The sequence below is a fragment of the Streptomyces sp. NPDC046931 genome (assembly GCF_040644655.1).
Taxonomy (GTDB): domain Bacteria; phylum Actinomycetota; class Actinomycetes; order Streptomycetales; family Streptomycetaceae; genus Streptomyces.
In genome coordinates this window covers 26665-49827 of record NZ_JBEYWX010000021.1, presented here as the reverse complement: position 1 = coordinate 49827, position 23163 = coordinate 26665, and the positions used below count along the sequence as shown (strand labels likewise).

At 70.7% G+C, this 23163-nt stretch carries 20 protein-coding genes; 12 read left to right on the top strand and 8 right to left on the bottom strand.

All coding sequences use genetic code 11. The annotated features are described in order from the left end of the window. Window positions 1-58 precede the first annotated feature (58 nt). The gene (locus ABZ876_RS29240) at window positions 59-1666 is read left to right on the top strand and encodes a serine/threonine-protein kinase (RefSeq protein ID WP_361787523.1); all 1608 of its coding nucleotides are present in this window, start codon (window positions 59-61) and stop codon (window positions 1664-1666) included. Between the two features lie 4 nt (window positions 1667-1670). Here ABZ876_RS29240 and ABZ876_RS29235 read toward each other — a convergent pair whose 3' ends face one another. Next, on the bottom strand, window positions 1671-2477 hold the full coding sequence (locus ABZ876_RS29235; protein WP_361787521.1) for an SGNH/GDSL hydrolase family protein: 807 nt from the start codon (window positions 2475-2477) through the stop codon (window positions 1671-1673). Window positions 2478-2805: 328 nt separating this feature from the next. On the opposite strand from ABZ876_RS29235, the gene ABZ876_RS29230 reads away from it, so the two are divergent. The 6 genes from ABZ876_RS29230 (at window position 2806) to ABZ876_RS29205 (ending at window position 11026) form a co-directional block, all read left to right on the top strand. Continuing rightward, window positions 2806-3228: a hypothetical protein gene (locus ABZ876_RS29230; RefSeq protein ID WP_361787519.1), complete on the top strand. Its 423-nt coding sequence runs from the start codon at window positions 2806-2808 to the stop codon at window positions 3226-3228. A 4-nt stretch (window positions 3229-3232) separates the two neighbouring features. Further along, window positions 3233-4327 carry a GNAT family N-acetyltransferase gene (locus tag ABZ876_RS29225; protein ID WP_361787517.1) on the top strand — a complete coding sequence of 365 codons (1095 nt, stop codon included), beginning with the start codon at window positions 3233-3235 and terminating at the stop codon, window positions 4325-4327. Between the two features lie 367 nt (window positions 4328-4694). Continuing rightward, entirely contained in the window at window positions 4695-5513 is an 819-nt protein-coding gene (locus tag ABZ876_RS29220) for a glycosyltransferase family 2 protein (protein WP_361787515.1), read from the top strand. Continuing rightward, the gene (locus tag ABZ876_RS29215) at window positions 5510-6505 is read left to right on the top strand and encodes a glycosyltransferase family 2 protein (RefSeq protein ID WP_361787513.1); all 996 of its coding nucleotides are present in this window, start codon (window positions 5510-5512) and stop codon (window positions 6503-6505) included. The genes ABZ876_RS29220 and ABZ876_RS29215 overlap by 4 nt, the downstream gene beginning before the upstream one ends. Then, window positions 6502-7302, top strand: coding sequence for a polysaccharide deacetylase family protein (locus ABZ876_RS29210; protein ID WP_361787511.1), 801 nt, complete (start codon window positions 6502-6504; stop codon window positions 7300-7302). The genes ABZ876_RS29215 and ABZ876_RS29210 overlap by 4 nt, the downstream gene beginning before the upstream one ends. Further along, on the top strand, window positions 7295-11026 hold the full coding sequence (locus ABZ876_RS29205; protein ID WP_361787509.1) for a lipopolysaccharide biosynthesis protein: 3732 nt from the start codon (window positions 7295-7297) through the stop codon (window positions 11024-11026). The genes ABZ876_RS29210 and ABZ876_RS29205 overlap by 8 nt, the downstream gene beginning before the upstream one ends. 39 nt (window positions 11027-11065) lie before the next feature. On the opposite strand, the gene ABZ876_RS29200 is transcribed toward ABZ876_RS29205, so the two are convergent. Further along, window positions 11066-12487 carry a xylan 1,4-beta-xylosidase gene (locus tag ABZ876_RS29200; protein ID WP_361787676.1) on the bottom strand — a complete coding sequence of 474 codons (1422 nt, stop codon included), beginning with the start codon at window positions 12485-12487 and terminating at the stop codon, window positions 11066-11068. A 166-nt stretch (window positions 12488-12653) separates the two neighbouring features. Here ABZ876_RS29200 and ABZ876_RS29195 point away from each other — a divergent pair, with 166 nt between their 5' ends. Continuing rightward, entirely contained in the window at window positions 12654-13748 is a 1095-nt protein-coding gene (locus tag ABZ876_RS29195) for a DUF5925 domain-containing protein (RefSeq protein ID WP_361787507.1), read from the top strand. Window positions 13749-13801: 53 nt separating this feature from the next. Then, the gene (locus ABZ876_RS29190; RefSeq protein WP_361787505.1) at window positions 13802-14590 is read left to right on the top strand and encodes a DUF72 domain-containing protein; all 789 of its coding nucleotides are present in this window, start codon (window positions 13802-13804) and stop codon (window positions 14588-14590) included. Here the strand turns inward: ABZ876_RS29190 and ABZ876_RS29185 are convergent. Then, window positions 14578-14946, bottom strand: a complete 369-nt coding sequence (locus ABZ876_RS29185) for a GntR family transcriptional regulator (RefSeq protein ID WP_361787503.1) — start codon at window positions 14944-14946, stop codon at window positions 14578-14580. The genes ABZ876_RS29190 and ABZ876_RS29185 overlap by 13 nt on opposite strands. Window positions 14947-15022: 76 nt before the next feature. Here ABZ876_RS29185 and ABZ876_RS29180 point away from each other — a divergent pair, with 76 nt between their 5' ends. Beyond that, window positions 15023-15523 (top strand): DUF402 domain-containing protein, encoded by a 501-nt coding sequence (locus tag ABZ876_RS29180; RefSeq protein WP_361787674.1) that lies wholly within the window; start codon window positions 15023-15025, stop codon window positions 15521-15523. A 13-nt stretch (window positions 15524-15536) separates the two neighbouring features. On the opposite strand, the gene ABZ876_RS29175 is transcribed toward ABZ876_RS29180, so the two are convergent. Continuing rightward, the gene (locus ABZ876_RS29175) at window positions 15537-16163 is read right to left on the bottom strand and encodes a class I SAM-dependent methyltransferase (protein WP_361787672.1); all 627 of its coding nucleotides are present in this window, start codon (window positions 16161-16163) and stop codon (window positions 15537-15539) included. 159 nt (window positions 16164-16322) lie between these two features. On the opposite strand from ABZ876_RS29175, the gene ABZ876_RS29170 reads away from it, so the two are divergent. Further along, complete coding sequence (locus tag ABZ876_RS29170) at window positions 16323-16457, top strand: hypothetical protein (protein WP_361787501.1); 135 nt, start codon at window positions 16323-16325, stop codon at window positions 16455-16457. A 668-nt stretch (window positions 16458-17125) separates the two neighbouring features. Here the strand turns inward: ABZ876_RS29170 and ABZ876_RS29165 are convergent. The 3 genes from ABZ876_RS29165 to ABZ876_RS29155 form a co-directional block, all read right to left on the bottom strand. Further along, window positions 17126-18079 (bottom strand): serine/threonine-protein kinase, encoded by a 954-nt coding sequence (locus ABZ876_RS29165; protein ID WP_361787499.1) that lies wholly within the window; start codon window positions 18077-18079, stop codon window positions 17126-17128. Beyond that, window positions 18076-19935, bottom strand: a complete 1860-nt coding sequence (locus tag ABZ876_RS29160) for an ABC transporter ATP-binding protein (protein ID WP_361787497.1) — start codon at window positions 19933-19935, stop codon at window positions 18076-18078. Before ABZ876_RS29160 ends, ABZ876_RS29165 begins: the two co-directional genes overlap by 4 nt. A 145-nt stretch (window positions 19936-20080) precedes the next feature. Then, window positions 20081-20206, bottom strand: coding sequence for a hypothetical protein (locus ABZ876_RS29155; protein ID WP_361787495.1), 126 nt, complete (start codon window positions 20204-20206; stop codon window positions 20081-20083). 847 nt (window positions 20207-21053) lie between these two features. On the opposite strand from ABZ876_RS29155, the gene ABZ876_RS29150 reads away from it, so the two are divergent. Next, the gene (locus tag ABZ876_RS29150) at window positions 21054-22079 is read left to right on the top strand and encodes a lytic polysaccharide monooxygenase (protein WP_361787493.1); all 1026 of its coding nucleotides are present in this window, start codon (window positions 21054-21056) and stop codon (window positions 22077-22079) included. Between the two features lie 98 nt (window positions 22080-22177). Here ABZ876_RS29150 and ABZ876_RS29145 read toward each other — a convergent pair whose 3' ends face one another. Further along, on the bottom strand, window positions 22178-23044 hold the full coding sequence (locus tag ABZ876_RS29145) for an alpha/beta fold hydrolase (RefSeq protein WP_361787491.1): 867 nt from the start codon (window positions 23042-23044) through the stop codon (window positions 22178-22180). Between the last annotated feature and the right edge of the window lie 119 nt (window positions 23045-23163).

The following is a 23163-nucleotide window of genomic DNA, read 5'->3' as shown; positions in this document are numbered from 1 at the left end:
TTTTGGGGAGAAATCACGCGGAGTGCATACGTCGCGCGGATGCGAATGGGGGACGCCCGTGTCCGAAGAACCGGGCCGTGAACGTGTGATCGCGGGGCGATACCGTCTGCTGTCCCCCCTCGGCGAGGGCGGCATGGGGACGGTGTGGCGGGCCCATGACGAGGTCCTGCACCGCGAGGTCGCCGTCAAGGAGGTACGCGCCCCCGCCGGGCTTCCGTCGGCCGAGGTGGAGCGCATGTACACCAGGCTGGAGCGCGAGGCCTGGGCTGCGGCCCGGGTGGCGAACCGCAACGTGGTGACGGTCTACGACGTGGCCCACCAGGACGGCCGCCCGTGGATCGTGATGGAGTTGATCCGTGGCATCGCGCTGTCCGACCTGCTGGACGCGGAGGGCCCGCTCTCCCCGCAGCGGGCCGCGCACATCGGTGCCGAGGTCCTCGCCGCCCTGCGCGCCGCGCACGCGGCCGGGGTGCTGCACCGCGACGTCAAACCGGGCAATGTGCTGCTGGCCAACGACGACCGGGTGGTCCTCACCGACTTCGGCATCGCCACGGTCGAGGGCAGCTCGGCACTGACCATGACCGGGGAGGTCATCGGCTCACCCGAGTTCCTCGCCCCGGAGCGGGCGCTGGGGCGCACCCCGGGACCGGAGTCCGATCTGTGGTCGCTGGGCGTGCTGCTGTACGCGGCCGTCGAGGGCAACTCCCCGTTCCGTCAGAACACTCCGCTGAGCACGCTGCGGGCGGTCGTCGACGAGCAGTTGCCGCCACCGCGCCGGGCCGGTCCGCTGGCCCCGGTGATCGAGGGGCTGCTGCGCAAGGACCCGGCCGAGCGCATCCCGGCCGAGCGGGCCGAACAGGACCTGCGGGTCATCGGCGCGGGCGGCACCCCGCGCGCGGGCGCTCCCGCCCCCTCCTACACGCCGACGGTCTCGGCGTTCCCGGCCGGTTCCCCGACTCCCCCGCTGCCCACGCCCGCCCCCGGTGGCGTGACCCGGCCCGCGTACCCGGCCGAGTCCGGGCCCCCGCCGCGGCGCCGCGGTGCCGCGGTGGTCCTGGTCGCGGGTCTGGCCGCGCTCGCGCTCGCCCTGGCGGGACTGACGTACGCGCTGGTGCACCGGAACGACAACAGCAGCGCCGGCAGCCATACGAGCAGCGGTGCTTCCCGCGGCGACACCGTGGGCGACGGGGCTTCGAGCGGTCCCGGGAGGAGCACGGGAGCGGGCACGGCACCCACCGGACGGTCCTCGGCCGGCGGTGGAGGCGGCGGCCGTACCGCGAGCCCGCCCGTGCCGTATGTGCGGGTGACGGTCGCCGGGACGCACACCGACTACTCCGGCGCCTGTCCGCCGGCGGACTCCGCGGCGCCCACGTTCACGGCGACGTTCACGGTCGGCAGCGTCCCGGTCGACGTGTCCTACCGCTGGGTCACCGCGAGGGGGCAGGTGTCGGACCCGGGCTGGAAGACGCTGTCCTTCCCCGGGGGCGGCGGAAGGACCAAGCAGCGGCAGGTCGTCGTCACGACGTACGACCCGGGCGGTTCGGTGCGCAACGCGATCGGTGTGGAGGTGCGCTCTCCGGTGGAGGTCAGGTCCAACACCGTGCCGTTCTCGGTGACGTGTGAGACGGAGACCCCGTCGTACGGGGCCTCCCCCTCGAGTTCGTGACCGTTCAGGCCGCGCCGTTCATCACCGGCAGATAGCCGCCGGACTGGCCGGCCGCGGTGGGGTGGTAGGACTGGCCGATGTTCAGCCAGTCGAGGCTGTGCAGCCAGGAGTTGCCCGAGCAGATCTCGTGGCCGCTGAAGGTGGTGCGCACGTCGCCGTAGGTGAAGCCGTGGTCGGCGGCGCGCTTGGCGATCGCGGCGTCGATGTGGTCGGCGGCGCCGTTGATCGCGGAACGCTTGGTCTCGGACAGTCCGACGCAGCTGCTGCCGAGCTTGTAGAAGCGGGGGTAGCCCAGCACGACCACATGGGCCGAGGGGGCCTTGGTACGGATCGCCGAGTAGACGGCGTCCAGTTGGCCGGGCAGGGTCGTGTCGACATATGCCTTTGCGGTCGCTATCCGCGAGAGACAGGCGCTGTCGGACTGGAGCACACATGTCGTCATGACGTCTGAGAAGCCCGCGTCGTTGCCGCCGATGGTGAGGGACACAAGGCTGGTGGACGAGTTGAGGGTGCCGAGCTGGTTGCTCAGGACATCGGTCGTCTTGGCGCCCGAGCAGGCCAGGAAGCTGAACGAAGCGGGGGCGTGCGCGGCCTGCCACAGGTACGGGTAGGCGTTCGTGCTGCGGTTGCAACTGCCGCTGGAGCCGATGTAGCTGCCGGCGCCGACGCCGGAGGAGTAGGAGTCACCGAGGGCCACATAGCCACCGGTCGCGGCGAGCGGTGAGGCCTGCGCCGCGGCGGCCCCGGTGAGGGCCAGGCCGACGGCGAGGAGGAGCGAAGTCACGTACGCCGCAAATCGGGAACGTCTCATGGAACCTCCTTTAGCAGGATCTGCCACAACGGTCGTAGCAGCTACGCGAGTTGACTGGAAGTGTCCATGCCAAGACTGTTTTCGGCATTCATACAAATTGGCCCAGGCGTTCACCCCCGCCCCGTTGTGCGCTTACGGCAAGCGCATAGGCATGACACGTCCGTTCGACCTCTCGAACGACGGTTCCCCGGAGGCCGTCCCGCCTCCGGGGAACACATGTTTAAAGCGAGGAAGAACCCGTGCGCCCCGCTTCCGCATCTTGACGACCCCCTCCCCGCTGCGCGACATTGAAGCCCGGCATCCGGCGCTTCGGGGGGCAAAGTCGCCAATGCAGACCTTAGGCATCAAGCCACCTCCGTCCGGCGAGGACGGAGGGCCGGGACAGGATCCGGGGAGGGGCCTGTTCCCACTGCTCGTCGGCGTGGGCGTCGCCGTGGCGGGGGTCGGGGCGATCCTCGCGCTGAGCGACTCGGGCTCGCCGCTGCGCGGCCCGTTCACGCTGTTCTTCCTGCTCGCGGCGCCGGCATCGGCCGTCGGCGCCGCTCTGCGGGGGCTGGATCCCTGGCCCCGCGCGCTGGTGTCCGTGGCGGGAGCGATCGCGATCGACCTTCTGGTTGCCCAAGGCATGTTGGCGGTCCACCGGTGGTCGGTCACCGGCGGGATCCTCGCGGTGACCGCGATCAGCTCCCTCGTTCTCCTGCTGGTAACGGTACGGCGGCAGCGCCGCCGTACCGCGAGAAGACGGGCCTGACGACGTGGACATCAGGGTGTACCGCCCCGGCGAACTGAGCGCCGCCGACCGGGCGGCATGGACGGCTTTGCAGTCGAAGGCCCATCTGAACGGCTCGCCGGAGCTGGCGAACCCGTTCCTGTCACCGGAGTTCGCGCTCGCCGTCGGGCGCACGAGACGCGGCGTACGGATCGCGGTGGTGTACGAGGAGGGCGAGCCCGCCGCCTTCTTCCCGTTCCAGAGAACCACCGCCGGGGTCGGACGGGCCGTGGGACTCGGCGTCTCGGACTGCCAGGGCCTGGTGCACCGGCCCGGCTTCGCCTGGGACGCGCACGAACTGCTGCGTGCCTGCGGACTCGCCGTCTGGGAGTTCGACCATCTGGTGGAAGGTCAGGAGCCGTTCGCGGCGGAGGCCTCCGGCACCTTCCCGTCCCCGGTCATGGACGTCGACCAGGGCTACGAAGCCTATCTGAGCCGACTGCGCGCCCGGTCGCCGAAGTTCACCCGTACCACGCTGGCCAAGGAGCGCAAGCTGGGGCGGGACGCCGGCCGGATGCGCTACGTCCACGACGAGCGCGACCCGGCGGCCCTGCGCACCCTGATGGCCTGGAAGTCCGCGCAGTACCGCAGGACCGGGCGCAGCGACCGCTTCGCGCACCCCTGGATCAATCAGCTGGTGCACCAGCTCTTCCACACCCGTTCCGAGCCGTTCGCCGGGATCCTCTCGGTGCTCTACGCGGACGAACGGCCGGTCGCGGCCCACTTCGGACTGCGCACCGAGCGGGTGCTGGCCTGCTGGTTCCCGGCGTACGACCCGGACTTCGCGAAGTACTCGCCCGGACTGATCCTGCATCTGAGGATGGCCGAGGCGGCCGCGGCCGACGGCATCGCCTATCTGGATCTCGGGCGGGGCCAGAAGGAATACAAGGACTCCCTCAAGACACGGGAACTTTTCGTGTCCGAGGGGTGGGTGACGCGCCGTCACCCCGTCGCGTTCGGACACAGGGCGCGCCGCGCCCCGGTCCGGGCACTGCGCAATGCGGTGCTGTCGCGGCCGGAACTCTTCGAGCCGGCCGACCGGATCCTGAAACGGATGGGGAAAATCCGTTCGAGGGGTTGAATTGACGACCTTATCAGCGAATACGAGGGACACGTCCCAGGTCTTGCCATAAAGTCGCAATCGTCAATACCGTCATACATCAACCCGCATCGGTCCATCACCCAGCGGTCCAGGGGAGGGCTCAGGTACCGCGATGGTTCCGGCGCGGGGCGCGGTAGGGGGGTGCCGTGCTCGGCGACCACAGTCGCACGAGTCGTGCCGCGCGACCGGCTGCCGTTTTCCCGGCAGACGGCCAGCTTTGCCAGCTCACCCGGCATGCACGGAGATCCATTTCGGCATGCCGTGAGTGAGAACCCCCCTTTCGAACCGGAAAAAGAGCCGGACCGTCCAGGGGCGGACGGTCCACCGGACGAGAGGGACCAGACTCATGAGTTCTGTACTGCGCCCGGCAGTTTCGGGCCAAGATCCGTTAACGCCGGGGAAGTACCGGCCCATCTCCACTCACCTGGCCATTGCGCCGCCGGTGAGTGTGGTGATTCCCGCCATGAATGAGGCGGAGAATCTCCCCTACGTCTTCAAGACCCTTCCCGACTGGATCCACGAAGTGGTTCTCGTGGACGGCAATTCCACCGACAACACCGTGGAGGTCGCGCGCGATCTGTGGCCGGGGGTGAAGGTCGTCGGGCAGCGGGGCAAGGGCAAGGGCGACGCCCTGATCACCGGGTTCGGGGCCTGCACCGGCGACATCATCGTGATGGTCGACGCGGACGGCTCGGCCGACGGCCAGGAGATCGTCAGCTATGTCTCCGCCCTGGTCTCAGGCGCCGACTTCGCGAAGGGCTCGCGGTTCGCGAACGGCGGCGGCACCTCGGACATGACGCCGATCCGCAAGCTGGGCAACCGGGTGCTGTGCGCCATCGTCAACGCGAAGTTCGGCGCCCGGTACACCGACCTCTGCTACGGATACAACGCGTTCTGGCGGCACTGCCTCGACAAGATCGACCTCGACTGCACGGGCTTCGAGGTCGAGACCCTGATGAACATCCGGGTGGTCAAGGCCGGCCTGAAGGTGCAGGAGATACCCAGCCACGAGTACCTCCGCATCCACGGCGCCAGCAATCTGCGTGCGGTGCGCGACGGGTTCCGGGTGCTGAAGGTCATCCTGAAGGAGCGCTCCAACCGGCGCGCGCTGCGCCGCCGCCCGCACGCGGTGGCACTCAACTCGGGTCAGGGAGAGATGTCTTGAAGGACCGGGACATCTCCGTGGTGATCTGCGTCTACACCGAGGACCGCTGGGAGGACATCCTCGCGGCGGTCGCCTCGGTGCGGGCGCAGTCCCTGCCGGCGCGCGAGACGCTGCTGGTCGTGGACCACAACGAGACCCTGCTGGACCGGCTGACCAGGGAGTACAAGGAGGTCGAGGAGGTCCGCGTGCTCGCCAACGCGGGCCCTCGCGGCCTGTCCGCCGGCCGCAACACGGGGATCACCGCCTCGCACGGGGAGATCATCGCCTTTCTCGACGACGACGCCGTGGCCGAACGCGACTGGCTGAGGCACTTCGCGTCGGGGTACGAGGACCCTCGGGTGATGGCCGTCGGCGGCCGCACGATGCCCCTCTGGGCGTCGGGCCGCCGCCCGGCGTGGTTCCCGGAGGAGTTCGACTGGGTGGTGGGATGCACCTACAAGGGACTGCCGCCCGGACGGGTCCGGGTACGCAACGTCCTCGGCGGCAACGCCTCCTTCCGCCGCACGGCCTTCGAGGCGGCGGGCGGCTTCGCCACCGGCATCGGGCGCGACGGCGACAAGCGTCCGCTGGGCTGCGAGGAGACGGAGCTGTGCATCCGCCTCACCCGGGCCCGGCCCGACGCGATCCTGCTGATCGACGACCGGGCGGTCATCCACCACCGGGTGCCCGCGCCACGCGAGCACTTCGCCTACTTCCGCACCCGCACCTATGCCGAGGGGCTCTCCAAGGCACTCGTGGCCCGCAGCGTCGGCTCCGGCAAGGGCCTGGAGTCGGAGCGCCGCTACACCACCCGGGTACTGCCCGCCGGGGTGGTCCGCGGACTGCGCGACGCCCTGCTGGCCCGTCCCGGCGGCGCGGGCCGGGCCGGCGCGATCGTCGCCGGGGTCGTCTCGGCGGCGGGCGGATATGTGCTGGGGAGCGTCCGGGCGCGCCGGGGCGGCGTCGCATTCTCCGTCGTGGAACTCCCCGGCGGTTCGAGGGAGGCCGCATGAGCGTCCGGACCGTGCCCATCCTCATGTACCACTCGGTCGCGACGGCGCCCAACGAGGCGACACGCGCCCTGTCGGTGGCGCCGGAGGCGTTCGCGGAGCAGATGGCGATGCTCGCGGACCTGAAGTTCACGCCCGTGACCACGGCCGAGCTGGCCCGGAGCTGGCGGGAGGGCGCGCCCCTGCCGGAGCGGCCCGTCCTCGTCACCTTCGACGACGGCTACGAGGGCGTGCACCGGCACGCCCTGCCCGCGCTCGCCGGGCACGGCTTCGCATCCACCCTGTTCGTCTCGACCGGGTGGATCAGGGGCGCCCACGACACCGGCGGCGGCCTCGACACCATGCTCGGCTGGGACCAGGTCCGCGAGCTCGCGGGCGCCGGGGTCGAGATCGGCGGCCACAGCCACACGCACCCGCAGCTCGACCAGCTCCCCGACGACGCGCTCCGGTTCGAGCTGGTGCACTGCGCGGAGATCATCACCGACGAGCTGGGCACCCGCCCGGTCTCGTTCGCGTACCCGTACGGCTACTCCAGCCGGCGGGTGCGCCGTACGGTGCGCGAGACGGGCTACCGCCAGTCGCTCGCCGTCGGCAACGGTCTCGCACGCCGCAGCCAGGGACCGTATGCGCTGCAACGGGTCACCGTGCGCCGCAACACGGACGCCGAGGAGTTCGAACGGCTCGTCCAAGGCCGTGCGATCGCCCGCAACTTCGCCAGGGACCGCGCCCTGACCAAGGGGTACGCCGTGGTCCGAAGAGCACGACAGGCTTGCCGGAAGGCCATCCGTTCCCGTGTCTGACACGACGACCACAGCCCAGGACCCCGAGACCCAGGCCGCGCCACCGGAACGGTCCGGCCGCCGCCTGCGCCTGCCCGGAAGCGGCGGGGGCGGCGGCAGCCAGCTGTTCCGCAACGCCTACGCGCTGATGCTGAACACCGGTATCTCGGCGGTGCTCGGCCTCGGCTACTGGCTGGTCGCGGCCCGCTACTACTCCGATACCGCGGTCGGCGAGGGATCGGCCGCGATCGCCGCGATGAAGCTCCTGGCCGGGCTCACCGCGGTGACACTGACCGGTGCCCTGGCCCGCTTCATCCCGATCTCGGGACGCACCACCGGGCGTCTCATCCTCCGTACCTACGCGGGCAGTTCGATCGTCGTGGCCCTGGCCGCGGGGGTCTTCCTGCTCACGTTGAACGTGTGGGGGCGGTCGTACGCTTTCCTGCACGGGCCGGGCCGCGCGCTCGTGTTCGTCGTGGCGGTCGTGACCTGGAACCTGCTCACCCTCCAGGACGGCGTGCTGACCGGGCTGCGCAGCGCGCTGTGGGTGCCAGTGGGCAACACCGTGTTCTCCGCGGTGAAACTGGTGCTGCTCGTCGGGCTCGCGGCCGCCATCCCCGCGATGGGCGTCTTCGTCTCCTGGGTCGCCGCCATCGTCACCTCCGTACTGCCGCTCGGCTGGCTGGTGTTCCGACGTCTGGTGCCCCGGCACATCGAGGCGACCGAGGACCACGCCAGCCCGCCTACGCTGAAGGAGGTCGGCCGGTTCCTGGCGGGCGACTACACCGGCTCGCTGTTCTCGCTCGCGGTGGTCTACCTGGTCCCGGTGATCGTGGCCTCGCAGGTCAACCCCGCGGACAACGCGTACTTCTACATCACCACCACCATCGGCGGCACGACCAACCTGCTCGCCATCAACATGGGCGCCTCACTCACCGTCGAGGGCTCGCACGACCCGGCGCGGCTCGCCGCCAACACCCGGGCGGCGCTCAAGCGCATGGCCCGGATCATGCTGCCCGTGTGCGGGCTGCTGTTCCTCGGCGCGCCCGTCATCCTGCACGTCTTCGGCGACGGTTACGCCCACGCGGCGACCCCTCTGCTGCGCTGGTTCGCGGTCGGGGCGCTGCTGCGGGTCGTCATGGAGACGTACTTCGCGGTCCTGCGCGCCCAGAGCCGCACGCTCGGGCTGGCCTGTCTCCAGGGGCTGCTCTGCGCGCTGGTGCTCGGCCTGACCGTGCTGCTGCTGCCCCGTATGGGGCTCACCGGCGCCGGCGTCGCGGAGATCTCCAGCCTCATGGTGATCGTGGCGATCGCCGCGCCGAAGCTCTACCGGATCCTGCGCACCGCGCCCGCCGACGCCGTGCCCGAGGACGCGGCACCGGACGGGGACCTCGCCGACCTGGGGGCGCGCGAGGTCCCCGTGCCGAGGACCGGCCCGTCCTGGGCGAAGAAGCTCGACGCCGACACGCTCGCGCTCGGCATCCATGTGGACTTCGACCACCAGGAGCGCCGGCCTGACGTGCGCCCCGGTCCGGGCACGCCGCCCACCGGGACGCTCGCCGTGCCCGGGGACCACGACCGCACGACATGGTCGCTGAGGCTGCCGCCGCCGGACCGTCCGGCGGGACCGCACGGCTCCACCGCACGGGTCCGAAAGGCCCAGGAGGACCCGCAGCTCCCGGACGATCCGCGCTCTCCCGGCTCTGGCGGCGGGGCGGTCCGGTCGCGGCCGACCCGGTCCGGGCTGCTGCTCGGCTCCCTGCTGGTCGCGGCACTGCTGCTGTACTGGGTGCCCGCGCTGTCACTGAACGACGGCTCCCTCGCACGCATGGGCGGCCTGGGACTGATCTCGGTCCTGCCGCTGCCGACCCTGGCCGGAGCCGCGCTGCTGGTCGTGGTCTTCGCCGGGCTGCTGTGGCGCGGCCGTGAGCACCGGGGCCTGCTGCTGGCCACCCTGCTCGCGACGGTCGTCTCCCTGCACGCGCTGCCCGCCGTGATCGAGACCGAGCCGCGCTTCGCGACGGCCTGGCAGCACCTGGGGTTCCTCGACTACATCGACCGCACGGGGTCCGCCGTACCGGACCTGGACGCGCGCTGGAGCTGGCCGGGCTTCTTCGCGGTGGCCGCGTTCGTCGCCAAGGCCTGCGGGGTCACCGACCTCACCGAGGTCATCCGCTGGTGGCCGACGGCCATCCAGCTGCTCTATCTGGCGCCGATGCTGCTGCTGGTGCGGTCACTGAGGGCGAGCTGGCGCGCCAAGTGGACCGGTATCTGGATCTTCGTGCTCAGCGGCTGGGTCGGCCAGGACTACTTCTCGCCGCAGGGCTTCACCTATCTGTTCTACCTGGTCTTCGTGGCGATCCTGCTGGTGTGGTTCCGCGCGCCGCGGGTGATCTGGGCCAAGGCCCGCCCCGGCGAGGCCGAGGTGGAGCCGGCCGGCCGTGGGCAACGGGCGGTGCTGCTCATGGTGCTGATCGGCCTGTACGCGGCGAGCGTCCCGGCCCATCAGCTCACCCCGTTCGTGATGCTGGGCGTGCTCGCGGCGCTCGTCCTGGCCGGCCGCTCCGAGCTGCGCGGGCTGCCGCTCCTGTTCGCGGTGCTGGTGGCGTTCTGGGTCGGCTTCATGGCCGAGCCGTACTGGTCCGGGCACTTCGACGAGCTGTTCGGCGGGGTCGGCGGCGTCGGCAGCAATGTGTCGACGTCCGTCTCCGGGCGCATCCAGGGCGGCGACTCGACCCACAAGCTCGTGCTGTACACGCGCGTCCTGCTGGCCGGGGCCGTGCTGGCCTTCGCGTGCTGGGGCTGGTGGCGGCGGCGCGGGCACAAGTACCGCGAGCGGTCGCTGCTGGTGCTGACCTTCGTGCCGTTCCTGGGTTTCGGCATGCAGTCCTACGGCGGCGAGATGGCGCTGCGCGTCTTCATGTTCGCGGTGCCGGGCGCGGCCCTCCTGGCAGGACTCGCCCTCTTCCCGCGCACCGGCGCGACGGCCGAGGAGCGGGAAAAGGACCGGGCCGGCCTCGCCCCGCTCGCCGCCCTCCTGGCGGGCCTGCTGCTGATGGGCGGCTTCCTGGTGGCCCGCTGGGGCAACGAGTCCTTCGAACGGACCCGCCCGGGCGAGGTCGCGGCGATGGACTACGTCTACGCCCACGACGACCCGACCGTGCGGCTGCTGTGGCTGAGCAACGACACGGTCGACAACGTGACGCCGGCGATGCCGTGGGGCGCCCGGGACATGGAGAAGGTGCAGTACGTGCCAACCCTGGCGCCCGTCGATCCGGCCCTGGTGTCGGGCCTGGTCAAGTCACTCAAGGACGCCGGACCGAACTCGTACCTCATGATCAATGTCAGCCAGGTGACGTACCTCCGGATGGACGTGGGCTACTCGGCGAACTGGGAGTCACGGCTCATCAGGAACCTGGACGACCGCCGGGAGCTGAGGAAGGTCCTCGTCAACGACGACGTGACGATGTACGCGCTGCGCCAGCAGCCCGCCGGCCCGGTCGCGAAGCCGCATCCCGGGCCGATCGGCCCGCGGGTGACCTGGACGCCGTGGTCGGTGGTCGGCGGGCTCGCGGCCGTGGCGCTGGTACTGATGCTGACGGCGCGCGAGGTCGTACGGGTCGCGATGCCGCAGAGCGTGCGGCGGCTGCGCCTGTTGCAGAGCAGTTTCTGGTTCTCCCTGCCCCTGCTGGCGGTGCTGCTGGCCTCGCTGGTGCAGCGGTTCCTGACCCTGGGAAAGGGCTGAGGGCCGGACCGGGTCAACCGGCGTACGAGGTGGAGCGGCTCAGCGCTGGAGCCACTTCACCTCGTACGCCTTCATGGCGAACCGCTTGCCGTCGACCTGGGCGCTGATCGCGCGGCCCAGGGTGTTCACCACGAGGACGACCTTGTCGGTGGCGAGGACACGGACGTTGGGGACGTCGTCCTGGGCGACCGGCACCGTCCGGTACGTCGTGCCCGGCGGGAACGCCTCTCCGAACCGGGAGACCAGGTCGTACATGGGCAGCTCCCTGCCGCCCGCCGCGGTGTCGGTCGGCGTCCACAGGCAGCCCGCGCAGCCGGTGCCCGTCCGCTCCTCGGGGTTCCAGTAGAAGCCCGAGGACGCACCGCCCTTGACCAGTGCGATCATGCCGGCGGCCTGGACGGCGACGCGGTGGTCCTCGGTCCAGCCGTCGCGGTCGTCGTTGCCGTCGGCGGGCTCGACGTAGTACTCGGCCCACCACAGCGGCAGATCGTCGGTCTGCTTCCGCACCCAGGAACCTACGGCGGTGAGCTTGTCGGTGGCGGCGAACTCGTTCGGCAGCAGGTCGTCGTCCTTGGTGTAGCTGGAGCCGTCCACGACGACGAAGTCGGCGCCCGCCTTGTGCTGGTTCCAGTAGGCGAAGGCGTCCAGGACCCGCTGGTCCATGGCGCCCCAGGCACCGCGCAGGGCGGTGGAGGCGTCCTGCTTCTGCCGTGGGTCGACGCTGTCCATGACGAGGTACGGGCCCCCCACCATGATCTCGGGGTTGACCTGCTTGAGCGCCTTGTAGACCAGGTTGTACAGCTCGGTGTAGCCCTCGTAGTCCCAGCGGGCCCCGGAATCGTTCCAGAAGCCCTTGAACTCGTTCCAGACGATGAAGTGGCGCACGTCCGGATAGCGCTTGGCGACGGTGGCCGCGAGGGCCGCGAAGTCCTTGTAGTGGGCGGGCGTCGGCGCGGTCTCCAGAGCGGCCTGGCTCCAGTCGGTGGCGCCGACGCCCGCCCTGCCGCCCTTCATCCAGTCCGGGGCGCAGCACAGGGTGACGACCGGGGTGCCGCCGGACTCGCGGACGAAGTCGATCCGGCGGTCCATCTCCTCGAAGTCGTAACGGCCCTTCACGGGCTCGGGATTGCCCGCGCCCCAGCCCATGATGTGCTGGTTCTGCGGCAGACCCGTCCCGGAGAGCAGCCCCTCGACGCGCGCGGTCGCCGGGCCGCTGCCCACGTCGGCGCTGTACTGGGTGTGCGTGAAGCCCCAGCCGACGTCCGGTCTCGTGGACGCGGGCGGAGTTGCGGGCGTGCCATGCACCTTGTCGCCGTCACGTGTGGTGCCGCTGATGCTCGCGCCGTTGCCGGGCAGCATGCTGATCAGGGTCACCACCAGGGCCAGAGCGGCCGCCCCCACGCCGAGCAGAGCGGTGAGACGCCACCGCCCCGCCCCCGAATTCCACTCATGACGTCCCATCATGGGCCACAGTAACGGCCCGGCTCGGGCCAGGGGCAGACTTTGTCTTTCAACAGCCCGGTAACAGGACGTACCGGATGCACCGGGAGCATGGCGCACACCCGACACACCCGGCGCACTTCGGAAACCGGGTGCACGGGAGGGTCCCGTGACGGATCATGGCGGCATGCCCGCGAACCCACACGATGCTCTGCCGATCCGGCTCAACGTCGATGACAGCGACTCGCCGTCCGACGTCGTCGACGCGCTGTTCCTCGGCCGCTTCGCGAAGGGCGAGCAGCCGTACTCGCACGCGGCGAACATCGACCGCGTACGCTCCGGGGCCACGCTCCTGCCGCCGGACGCCCGGGTGCTGCGCATCGCCCGCGACGAGGACCGCAGCGCGACTCTCGCGGAGGGCGAAGGCTGGACAGTGCTGGTCTCCCGCTGGAACCGCGGCGCGGACGTCACGGTGACGGCCACCAGCGCCGAGCTGGCCGAACAGGTGCTGGGCCAGGCCACGGACGGCGCGGCGGACGAGCCGGAGCCGCAGCCGGAGAACGTGACGATGGGCTTCTGGTACGTGTCGCCGAGGCGCGGTCCGCACCGTACGACACGGCAGATCGCGGCGGGCACCTGGGAGGAGGTCCGCGCCAACTACACCGCACCGGTGGCGGACGCCATGGACCGGCTGATGAAGACGACACCGGAGGACATCGCGGGCAGGCTGCTGCTGCTTCACGGCCCGCCGGGCACGGGCAAGACGTCGGCGCTGCGGACGCTGGCCCGCTCCTGGCGGGACTGGTGCCAGGTGGACTGCGTCCTGGACCCGGAGCGGCTCTTCAGCGACGTCGGGTATCTGATGGACATCGCGATCGGCGAGGAGGACGCGGCGGGCAAGGGCCGCTGGCGGCTGCTCCTGCTGGAGGACTGCGACGAACTGATCCGAGGCGAGGCCAAGCACACCGCGGGCCAGGCGCTGTCCCGTCTGCTGAACCTGACGGACGGACTGCTGGGGCAGGGCAGGAACGTCCTGGTGGGCGTCACGACCAACGAGGACCTGGAGCGGCTGCACCCGGCCGTCGTACGCCCCGGCCGCTGTCTGGCCCGTATCGAGGTCGGTGCGCTGACCCGCACGGAGGCGGTGAGCTGGCTCGGCCGGGAGGACGGCGTGGGCCGCGACGGTGCGACCCTCGCGGAGCTGTACGCGCTGCGGCGGGGGACGTCGCCGGCGTCGGTGCCCGACCAGCGGGCGGGGGCGGACTCGGGGCTGTACCTGTAGCCGTACCTGTCGCCGTACCGGTGGAAGCCGCCGGCCGGTGCTTTGATGGATGTATGACCCTGTTCGTCGGCACGTCGGGGTGGCAGTACAAGGACTGGCGCGACGTCCTGTACCCCGTCGGCGTGCCCATGCGGCTGTGGCTGGAGGAGTACGCGACACGCTTCGCCACCGTCGAGATCAACAACGCGTTCTACCGGCTGCCGTCCAGGGAGAACTTCGAGAGCTGGCGGGAGCGGGTGCCACCCGACTTCGTGGTGGCGGTCAAGGCCAGTCGCTATCTGACCCACATCAAGCGGCTGAAGGAACCCGAGGAGCCGGTGCACCGCCTGATGAGCCACGCGGCGGGGCTCGGTGACCGGCTCGGTCCGGTCCTGCTCCAGCTCCCGCCCACCCTGCGCGCCGACCCGGCTCTCCTGGACGACTGCCTCGCCTGCTTTCCGGCCGGCACCCGGGTCGCGGTCGAGCCGCGCCACGCATCTTGGTGGACCCCGCACGTGCGCGGGGTGCTCGAGGCCCGGGGCGCGGCGCTGTGCTGGGCCGACGTGCTCTCCCGCCCGGTCACCCCGCTGTGGCGGACCGCCGACTGGGGCTACCTCCGCTTCCACGCGGGCCGCGCCCGGCCGTGGCCGCGCTACGGCCGGCGGTCGCTGACGTCCTGGGTCCACCGCATCGCGGAGGCCTGGCCCGACGACCGGGACGTCTACATCTACTTCAACAACGACCCGCACGCGGCGGCGGTCCTGGACGCGACGGCCTTCGCCCGCGCGGCGTCGGCGGCCGGCCTGCCGGTCACCCGCACACCGCACCGCCTGCCGACGGCGGCCGGATCTCAGTCGCCGTAGGCCGCCCTCAGGGCGTCCCGGACCGCCGCCAGCGCTTCCTGCTCGCCCAGGCCCAGCCGTCGTACCCGTTCGGCATAGGCCGAGGCGGCGGCAGCCGCCTCCCGCTCCGCGGCGGAACCGGCGGCGGCCACGAACGTTCCGTTGCGCCCGCGTGTCTCGATCACCCCGTCCGCCTCCAGCGCCCGGTACGCCTTGGCGACCGTGTTCGCCGCAAGGCCGAGGGACTCGGCGAGCCCGCGCACGGTCGGCAGCCGGTAGCCCACCGGCAGCACCCCCGACCTGGCCTGCTCGGAGATCTGCGCCCGCACCTGCTCGTACGGCGGTGCGCTTCCGCCGATGTGGATCTTCAAAGTCACAGGCCGATTCTTCCGCACCCGCCGGAAAATGGGGGGCATCCCCGCGCCCGCCCGCATACCGTGCGCCCTTGTGACAGTGAACGAGAACCCGGCCGAGCCCCCGGCCCAGGTGGAGGTCGTCCTGGTCAAGGCGGGTCGTACGAAGATCCGTTATCCCGCCGTGCTGCTCCGCGACGACGGCAACCGGATCGTCGTACGGGCCCCCTGGGCCGGCGACGGCGTCCGTGACTTCGGCTTCGTTCGGTTCGAGCCCGGTGACGTCTTCACCGAGTACTACTGGCGCGACCGGTGGTACGCGGTGAAGGAGGTACGTGACGGGCGGGGCGCCCTGAAGGGGTGGTACTGCGACATCACCCGCCCGGCCGCCCGCTCCGGCGGAGAACTGGTCGTCGAGGACCTCGACCTGGACCTGTGGCGCTCCGCGGACGGCGCGACCGTGCTCCGCCTCGACGAGGACGAGTTCGCGGCGAGCGGCCTCGCAAGGACGGACCCGGCGGCCGCCGCGGCCGCCGTACAAGCCCTGGACACCCTCGAACTCCTCGCGCGCGAGGGCGGCTTCGAGGCGCTGCGGGCATGAGCCGGGACTCCGGTCAGGGCACCGCCACCACCACGTACCGTTCGTCGTCCACCTCCTTGCCCCACAGCCGCGCGTCGTCCGACAGCCGTTCGACGCGCACATCGCGGGCCAGAGGCTCAAGCAGCGCGGTCAGCCGCTCGGCGGATATCCCGACCGGGCTGACGGTCCCCCACACCCCCTCGACCAGCACCAGCCGTCCCCCGGGGCGCAGCAGTCCCCGCCAGTGCCGCAGGGCACGGCCGGGGTCGGGCAGGGTCCACAGCACATGGCGGACCAGGACGGTGTCGAAGAACCGCTCACGGACCGGCGGGGCCGCGGCGTCGCCGACGAGGAACACGGCATGACTCCCGGCCGGCTTTTCCCGCGCGAGGGCGACCATGGGCGGCGACAGGTCCACTCCCGTCACACGATGGCCCCGCTCGGCCGCCAGAAGCGACAGGCTGCCCGTACCGCACCCGAGGTCCAGGACGTGACCGGGCCGGGACGGCAGCCACTCCCCCATCCGGGCTGCCCAGGCACCGCGCACCACGGGATCGCGCAGCCCGTGGTCCGGCTCGTCGTCGAAACCGGCGGCCGCCCGGTCCCAGTCCACGGGGGCTCCTGGTGCTGTCGAGGTTTCGGGTGCCCGGTTACTGGCCATGTTCCTGGTCATGTCCCTGGTCATACGGCCAGGGTGACAGCCGCCACTGACAGCCGATTGGTGACAGTCGCCACAGACAGACCGCGATCGATGAGGAACCCTCGCCGGAAACGTCTGCCTCCGCCCACACGCGGAACACGGTAGACACAAGGAGGCCCCATGCGCCGAGTAACCGTGCACAAGCCCCTGAAGAGGACCGACTCCCGCCGGGTGCGGGAAGAGGCCGACGACCGCCCGACGGAGCGCCCGGAAGTCCGCAGGGACATCGCCCGCCTCTGGTGGCCGGACGCCTGAGCGCCCGCGTGGGGGCCCGGCCCGCGCATGAACCGGCCAACGGGCGCCCGAGGGCGGGACGGCAGGGATGCCCCCCGGCGCCGCCTGTCTGATCGCAGGCTCAGCGCTGCCTCGGCCTTTGGGGCTCTGCCGGTCCTCGGAGCCAAAAGGTGAGCCACGGCCGCGAATTCAGGCGGGCGGCCTGAGCGCGCTGCCGTCCCGTCTCAGCGCCCGAATCGACGCAGACCACCGCACCCGACCGTCTCTCGGTACCGGTTCCCCGTCACGAAACGCGGGCGCGGGCAGAACAGCACGCCGGAGGGCTTGAACCACCTGGTCGGCCGGCTCGTATCGCACGGCGAAGGTCTCGGTCGCCCCGAACTCCGGGCTGGTCCGTGGCCGTTCGCCGGTGTCCGACCCGGCCACTGAGCTGTTGCGGCAGGGCGCCGCCAGAGCTTTGCGTACACCCCGGGATCAAGAACGGAAAACTCGGAAATTCGGGCATCGCTGGTGTGCTGACTGATCACTCCCCGCTGCCGGGATCCTCTCGCCTCTCATCCAACTGCTCCAAGAGCCTGGCGGTGGTCAGGGTGTCGGGGTGGTCCTCACCCAGCACCCGCCGCCGGGCCAGGGTGTCTTCGCCCAGGAACCACACCGACCGCCGGGTCGTCCCGCCAGCCGCCCTGACGTCAGTGGACCCGCGCCGGCGGGACGCCGCGCTGACTGTGCGTCAGCAATGCGTCGAAGGCGGAAGCGAGTTCGGTGATGGTCGGCCGGTTGTCGGGATCGGGCTCGAGGCAGACATCGATCGCGGCGGCGAGACCGGGTGGCAGGCGCCGACGGGTCCCGACCGACGGGGCCCGCTCCTCGAGCTGCGGATACCAGTCGTCCTCGGCGGGGCCGTCCTCCGACGGCCGGTCGTCGCTGCCGGCCACTGACCCTTCGTCCGCATCCCCGCTCTCGTCATCCCCGCTCTCGTCGTAGGTCTCGCCATCGTCGAACGGGACGTCGCCAGTGGCGGCCTCGTACAGCGTGATGCCGATCCCCCAGACGTCCGCAGCGGCGGTGAGCGTCCCGCCGCGTGCCTGTTCGGGGGCCAGGTAGCAGAAGGTGCCGAGACCTGGGCAGGCGGGGCCGGGTGGACGTGCGACGCTCAGGTCGAGCAGGATCGCACGCCGGCCGCCGACCACGACGTTGGACGGCTTGATGTCCAGGTGCAGCAGGCCCTGACCGTGCAGGTAACGCACAGCCGAGCACAGGTGCAGGCCGAGGATGGCGAGGTCGTTGGCGGCCAGCCGACGGCGCCGACGGCCGATGAGATGCGCCAGCGTCTCCCCGGTCAGCGTCTCCAGGACCACGGACGGCTCCGGGCCCTCGACCGTCTCGTACGCGCGGACCAGGTGCGGATGGGTGAACGTCTGGAGCCAGCGGCCCTCCTGCACGAGCCGGTCGTGCAGCCGCTGCTCGTGCCGCCGGTCCGGCCGCAGCACCTTCACCACGCACCGGCACTCCCGTTCCTTGCTCCAGACGTCGTACAGGTCCAGCCAGCCGGTGCGCGCCAGGTGTGCGAGCACTTCGTAACGGGGGATCACCGTCGCTCCGGCCGTCAGCGGCGGCGGGAGCGGCGCCTTGGTGCGGGTCATGGCAGTACCTCCAGGGCAGGCGCGCCACTCACCGGCCTGTGCTCGTGCAGCCGGTACAGCCGCGCGTAGGCGGTGCTTCGTGCGAGCAGTTCCTCGTGTGTGCCGTGCTCGGCGGCATGCCCCTGCTCGAGCACCACGATCCGGGTGGCGTCGCGCACGGTGAGGAGGTTGTGGGAGATGATGATCGTCGTGCGGCCGGTCATCAGCTGGCGCAACGGTTCGAGGATCCGCCATCCCGACTCGGTGTCCAGGCCCGTGGTCGGCTCGTCGAGGAGGAGCACGGGGGCGTCCCGGATCATCGCGCGGGCGATCGCCAGGCGCTGCCGCTGTCCGCCGGAGAGCAGCCGGCCGCTGTGGCCCACCACGGTGTCGTAGCCTTCCGGCAGTCGGAGGATGAACTCGTGCGCGTCCGCGGCGAGGGCGGCCGCAACGATCTCCCGCTCGCTGGCCCCCGGTCGACCGTAGGCGATGTTGTCCCGGACCGTGCCGTGGAAGACGAGGGTCTCCTGAAGCACCGCGGCGATGTTGTTGCGCAGGTCGGCGAGGTGTACGTCGCGAAGGTCGAGCCCGTCGAGCCGGACGGCCCCGCGCTGCGGGTCGTAGAAGCGCAGCAGCAGCTTGGCAGCGGTCGACTTTCCGGCGCCGCTCGCCCCGACCAGCGCGAGTGTCTCACCGGGTGCTACCTGGAACGAGATGTCCGACAGCGCCGGCCGGGTGGTTCCCGGGTAGCGGAAGCTGACGTCGTCGAACTCCACGCCGCCGCGGGCACGCCGGAGCCGCCGGGGGGCGGCGGCCTGGCGGACCTCGGGTCGTTGGTCGAGTAGCTCGATGATCCGCTCTGCCGAGGCAGATGCCGAGTAGAAGGTGTTACTGAGCCGGGAGATGCCGCGGATCGGGCTGTAGAGCTTGCTCAGCAGGGCCAGGAAGACCATCAGCCCGCCCAAGGTGAGCCGACCCCGCGTCAGCTCCCATGTGCCCAGGCCCATCACCACCAGAGCACCGCCCAGCTCGATGAGGTCGACCACCGGACCGAACAGGGCGCGAATCCGTGTCGAGATCATGGCCGCGCGGAACCTGCCGAGATTCTCGCGCTGGAACCGGCCGTACCCCCACCTCTGGCGGTTGTACGCCTGCACGAGCGAGATGTTGCCGAGCACCTCCTCGGCGATCGCACTGATCGAACCGCTGCGCCGGCGCCGCTCACGTGAGGCGGCCTTGATCCGCCGGGAGAAGCGCCGTGCCGTGAACCAGAACATCGGCGTGATGACGAGGGCCAGGAGGGTCAGATCCCAGCGCAGGTAGAAGAGCACGCCGAGGAAGATGCCGAGCCGCATGACGTGTGAGATCGCGTCCACCATGCCGGAGAGCATGAATGTCTCGACCGCGTCGACGTCGCCGGTCAACCGGGACAGCAGATCGCCCAGCCGCTGCCGTTCGAAGAAGCCGAGCGAGAGGCCCTGCAGGTGCCGGAACACATCGGACCGAAGGGTCAGCAGGAAACGTTCGCTGACCCAAGCGGAGATCACTTCGTCAGCGAACGTCAAGACGCCGGAAAAGAGGGCGAAACCGAGGTACGCCAGGGCGATCGGAAAGAAGAGGTGAAGGTTGCGCGGGACGAGCACATTGTCGACCAGGATCTTGAAGAGCAAGATCTCGGCCGCGTCGATGACCGGCCCCATCACGACAAAGGCGAGGATCAGCACGAACCAGTGCCGACCCCCACGGGTGTAGGGCCAAAAGCGCCGGAACACACCCCTGAGCGGAACCGCCGGCGCGGCGGCGACGATCGCATCGGAGTGCTCGGCGGCAGGCAGCAGCCTTCGAAGGGCCGACCACACGGCGGCCATCGCTGTCATCTTGCGGATTCCCTGATCCGGCGGCTCTCGGCTCGAAGAAGAACTGGGCCCACACCCGGCATCGTGGTCACCTTTCCCAATGAAGACGACCATGGTCGGGTGCGAAACCCGACCATGGTCAGTACGACACATTCAATAAGTCGCGCTAGTGCCGCGAGTGGCGCGAGTGGCGCGAGCGACGACGCCGGTGGTGCGTCTCGGTCTTGCTGCTCTTCTTCCTGCCACTTTCCTCGGTACGGAGCGCGGGTGCCACGAGGCCAAGTACGGCCATGGTGTTCTCCTTTCGTTTGCGCTTCCTGCCATGATCTTCGAGCGGGGTTCCGGACCCCGCAAGCTGAGCACTCCCAACGGGGTAGGTACCACGGCCCCGGCGTCGTTCCGCCCTGTCTGAATTGGTGATTGCTGGTCAGGTGCCGTGGGCGGTGAAGGCGTCTTCGTGGTGGTTCAGGCCGCGGCGAGCGTGTGCGATGTTGGCGCGACCGGCCGGCCGAAGGGTGCTGTTGGCTGGGCTCACCTGGCGGACACGAGACCCCCGATTGCGGTTGTTGATCGGTTCGGACGGCTGCCACATCGCCCTCAACAGTCATGAAGCACATGGGGAGCCGGTGGAAGCGACGCCTCGGACGACCTGACTCCGGATGTTCGTCCTCCCCTCGGCTTTCGAGCCAACCGGCGCGCTCCATGCGCGCCCAGATGGTGTAGACGCTGCCAATCGGCCTAACAGCGGCTCGGGCGACCGCGAAGCCATGTGGCTCATCGAAGGAGGCGAGGAACGCCTCCATCACATCCGACGCTGCGGCCGTGACCTTGAAGGGTTCTCCGCATAGCCCGGTCCTGCGGCAACCTTGGGCGGCACCCGGGAGCCAGTCCGGGAGCCGACCGAGGCGTCCGGCTGCGGACGAACGCGACCACCACGGACGGCGATGCCGCTCGGGAGCAGGTGATACGGGGCCTCCCAACTCTCCTTCCTGAGCCCTCGGTTAGTGCTGCCTTAACGCGACCATAAGGATCTCCTCCACCCGCCTCCGACAGGCGATTTCACGATTTCTTGCGGCTAGCTTGCTGAGCGCCCCCCACGGGATACGGCCCCGCACCCGAAGCGCTCGGAGGAGTTCAGGATGTCCGTACGCCGCAGAATCGCCGTTCTCGCCGCCGTCGGTGTCATGCCGCTCGTGCCGGTGGGACCGGCCGATGTTCCCGCGGCCGCGCACGGGTCGATGGGGAACCCGGTCAGCCGGGTGGCGCAGTGCTACGCCGAGGGGCCCGAGAGCCCGAGGTCGGCCGCGTGCGGGGCGGCGGTCGCGACCGGCGGCACACAGGCCCTCTACGACTGGAACGGCGTGCGCATCGGCGACGCGAACGGGCGGCACCGGGAGCTGATCGCGGACGGCAAGCTGTGCAGCGCGGGCAACGCCGAGTTCACCGGGCTCGACCTGCCCCGCGCCGACTGGCCGGCGACCGGGGTGCACAGCGGCCCGTACACCTTCCGGTACCGGGTGACCGCCCCGCACAAGGGCACGTTCACGGTGTACCTCACCAAGCCCGGGTACGATCCGTCGAAGCCGCTCGCCTGGGCCGATCTGGATCTCGCGCATCCGGTCGCCACGGCCACCGACCCGGTCGCCTCAGGTGGGTTCTACAGGTTCTCCGGCAGCCTCCCGCCGCGCTCCGGCAGACAGTTGCTGTACGCGATCTGGCAGCGCTCGGACAGCCCGGAGGCGTTCTACTCCTGCTCGGACGTCGTCTTCGGCGGCTCGGGCGCCGCCGGCACGGGGAAGGGGCCGGCTCCGGTTCCGTCCGCCTCCGCGCCCTCCGACCGGCAGATCGAGGCCGGGACGGGCAAGTCGACGGTCGGGCACCACGGTCACGGCGGTGAAGCGGCGGATACGCCGACGGCGGCGCACCCCGAACCCACGGCCGAGGTCGCGCGGAAGGCGTCAGCCTCGGCGGCGGCCGCAAGGAGCGACACGGCGGTCGACGGCGCGAGCGACGAGGGGGCCGCGCAGCAGCTCGCCGAGACCGGTGGCGGCGCCTCCACCTCGTATCAGGCGATCGGCGGCGCGGGCGTGTTGGCCCTCGGGGCGGCGGCCCTGTTCGCGTCGGTGCGCCGGCGTGCGGCGCGCGGGGCCCGTCGCGGGCGCTGAGGTTCCGGGGCCTGTCCGGCGGCTCAGGTCGGACAGGCCCCGGGAGACGGCCGCAGCGGCTGGGGACGGCTGCGGACGTCTTGCGAGGGTGGTCGGGGTCAGCTGAACACCGAGGCGCAGGTGGTGGCGGTGGCGTGCGCCGGGTCGAGGGCGTTGGCCACCTCGTGGAAGGCGATCCGGTCGGTCAGCCCGATCAGCATGTGCTCGGAGAGGTCGAGGCCGCACAGGTCCTGCAACAGGACGTTGTGGACGTCGGATCCGCTCAGGAACTGGGATCTGTACGGGGTGGCCACCTCGTCGTACTTGGTGGCGATGACCGTGTAGTGCACGCCGGGCACGGTGTCGCCTCCGGCGTTGAGCTTGGTGATGAACTCGGAGCCGGCCACCTGGTCGGCGAGTCCCGGCGTGGCCTTGGAGAGCAGGTCCGCGGCGCCGGGGAAGTAGGGCAGCAGGTTGGCGAGTCCGTCCAGGGTGGTGCCGTGGTTGTCGGGCGCGATGCCGACGAGTGCGTTCACCTTGGCGGCGCCGCCGAGGAACTTGAGGTAGTAGCGGGGCATCATCCCGCCCTGCGAGTGCCCGACGATGTCGGCCTTGGCGACGCCGGTCGCGGCGAGCACCTTGTCGACGAAGGTCTGGAGCTGCTCGGCGGACGTGGCGATGGGACCGAGCCCGTAGAAGAGGGGGACGCCCGGCAGCTGGCCGTAGTCGAGGGAGAAGACGCAGTAGCCGCGGTTCTCCAGATAGGGCGCGAGGGCCAGCCAGTTGTCCACGGAGTTGCCGAGGGTCCCGTGGACGAGGACGACGGGGCGGGGGTGGGCGGCGGACGGCTTGCAGGAGTAGTCGTTCCAGCCGCTGCTCGGGGCGGTTGCGGCATCGGCGGTGGCGGTGGCGGTGGGAACGACGGCGACCGCGGCGGCCAGCAGCAGTGCGGCCAGCGGTCTGAGTGCTCGTTTCCAGGGCAGCATCGGGTGATCTCCTTGCGGCTCAAGGGAGGTACGACGGCCTTACGCCCTGTGATCCGGATCACGGGATGCTGTTCACCCGTCAAGTTACGGACCAGTAGTGGAAGTGTGAAGTTACGCGT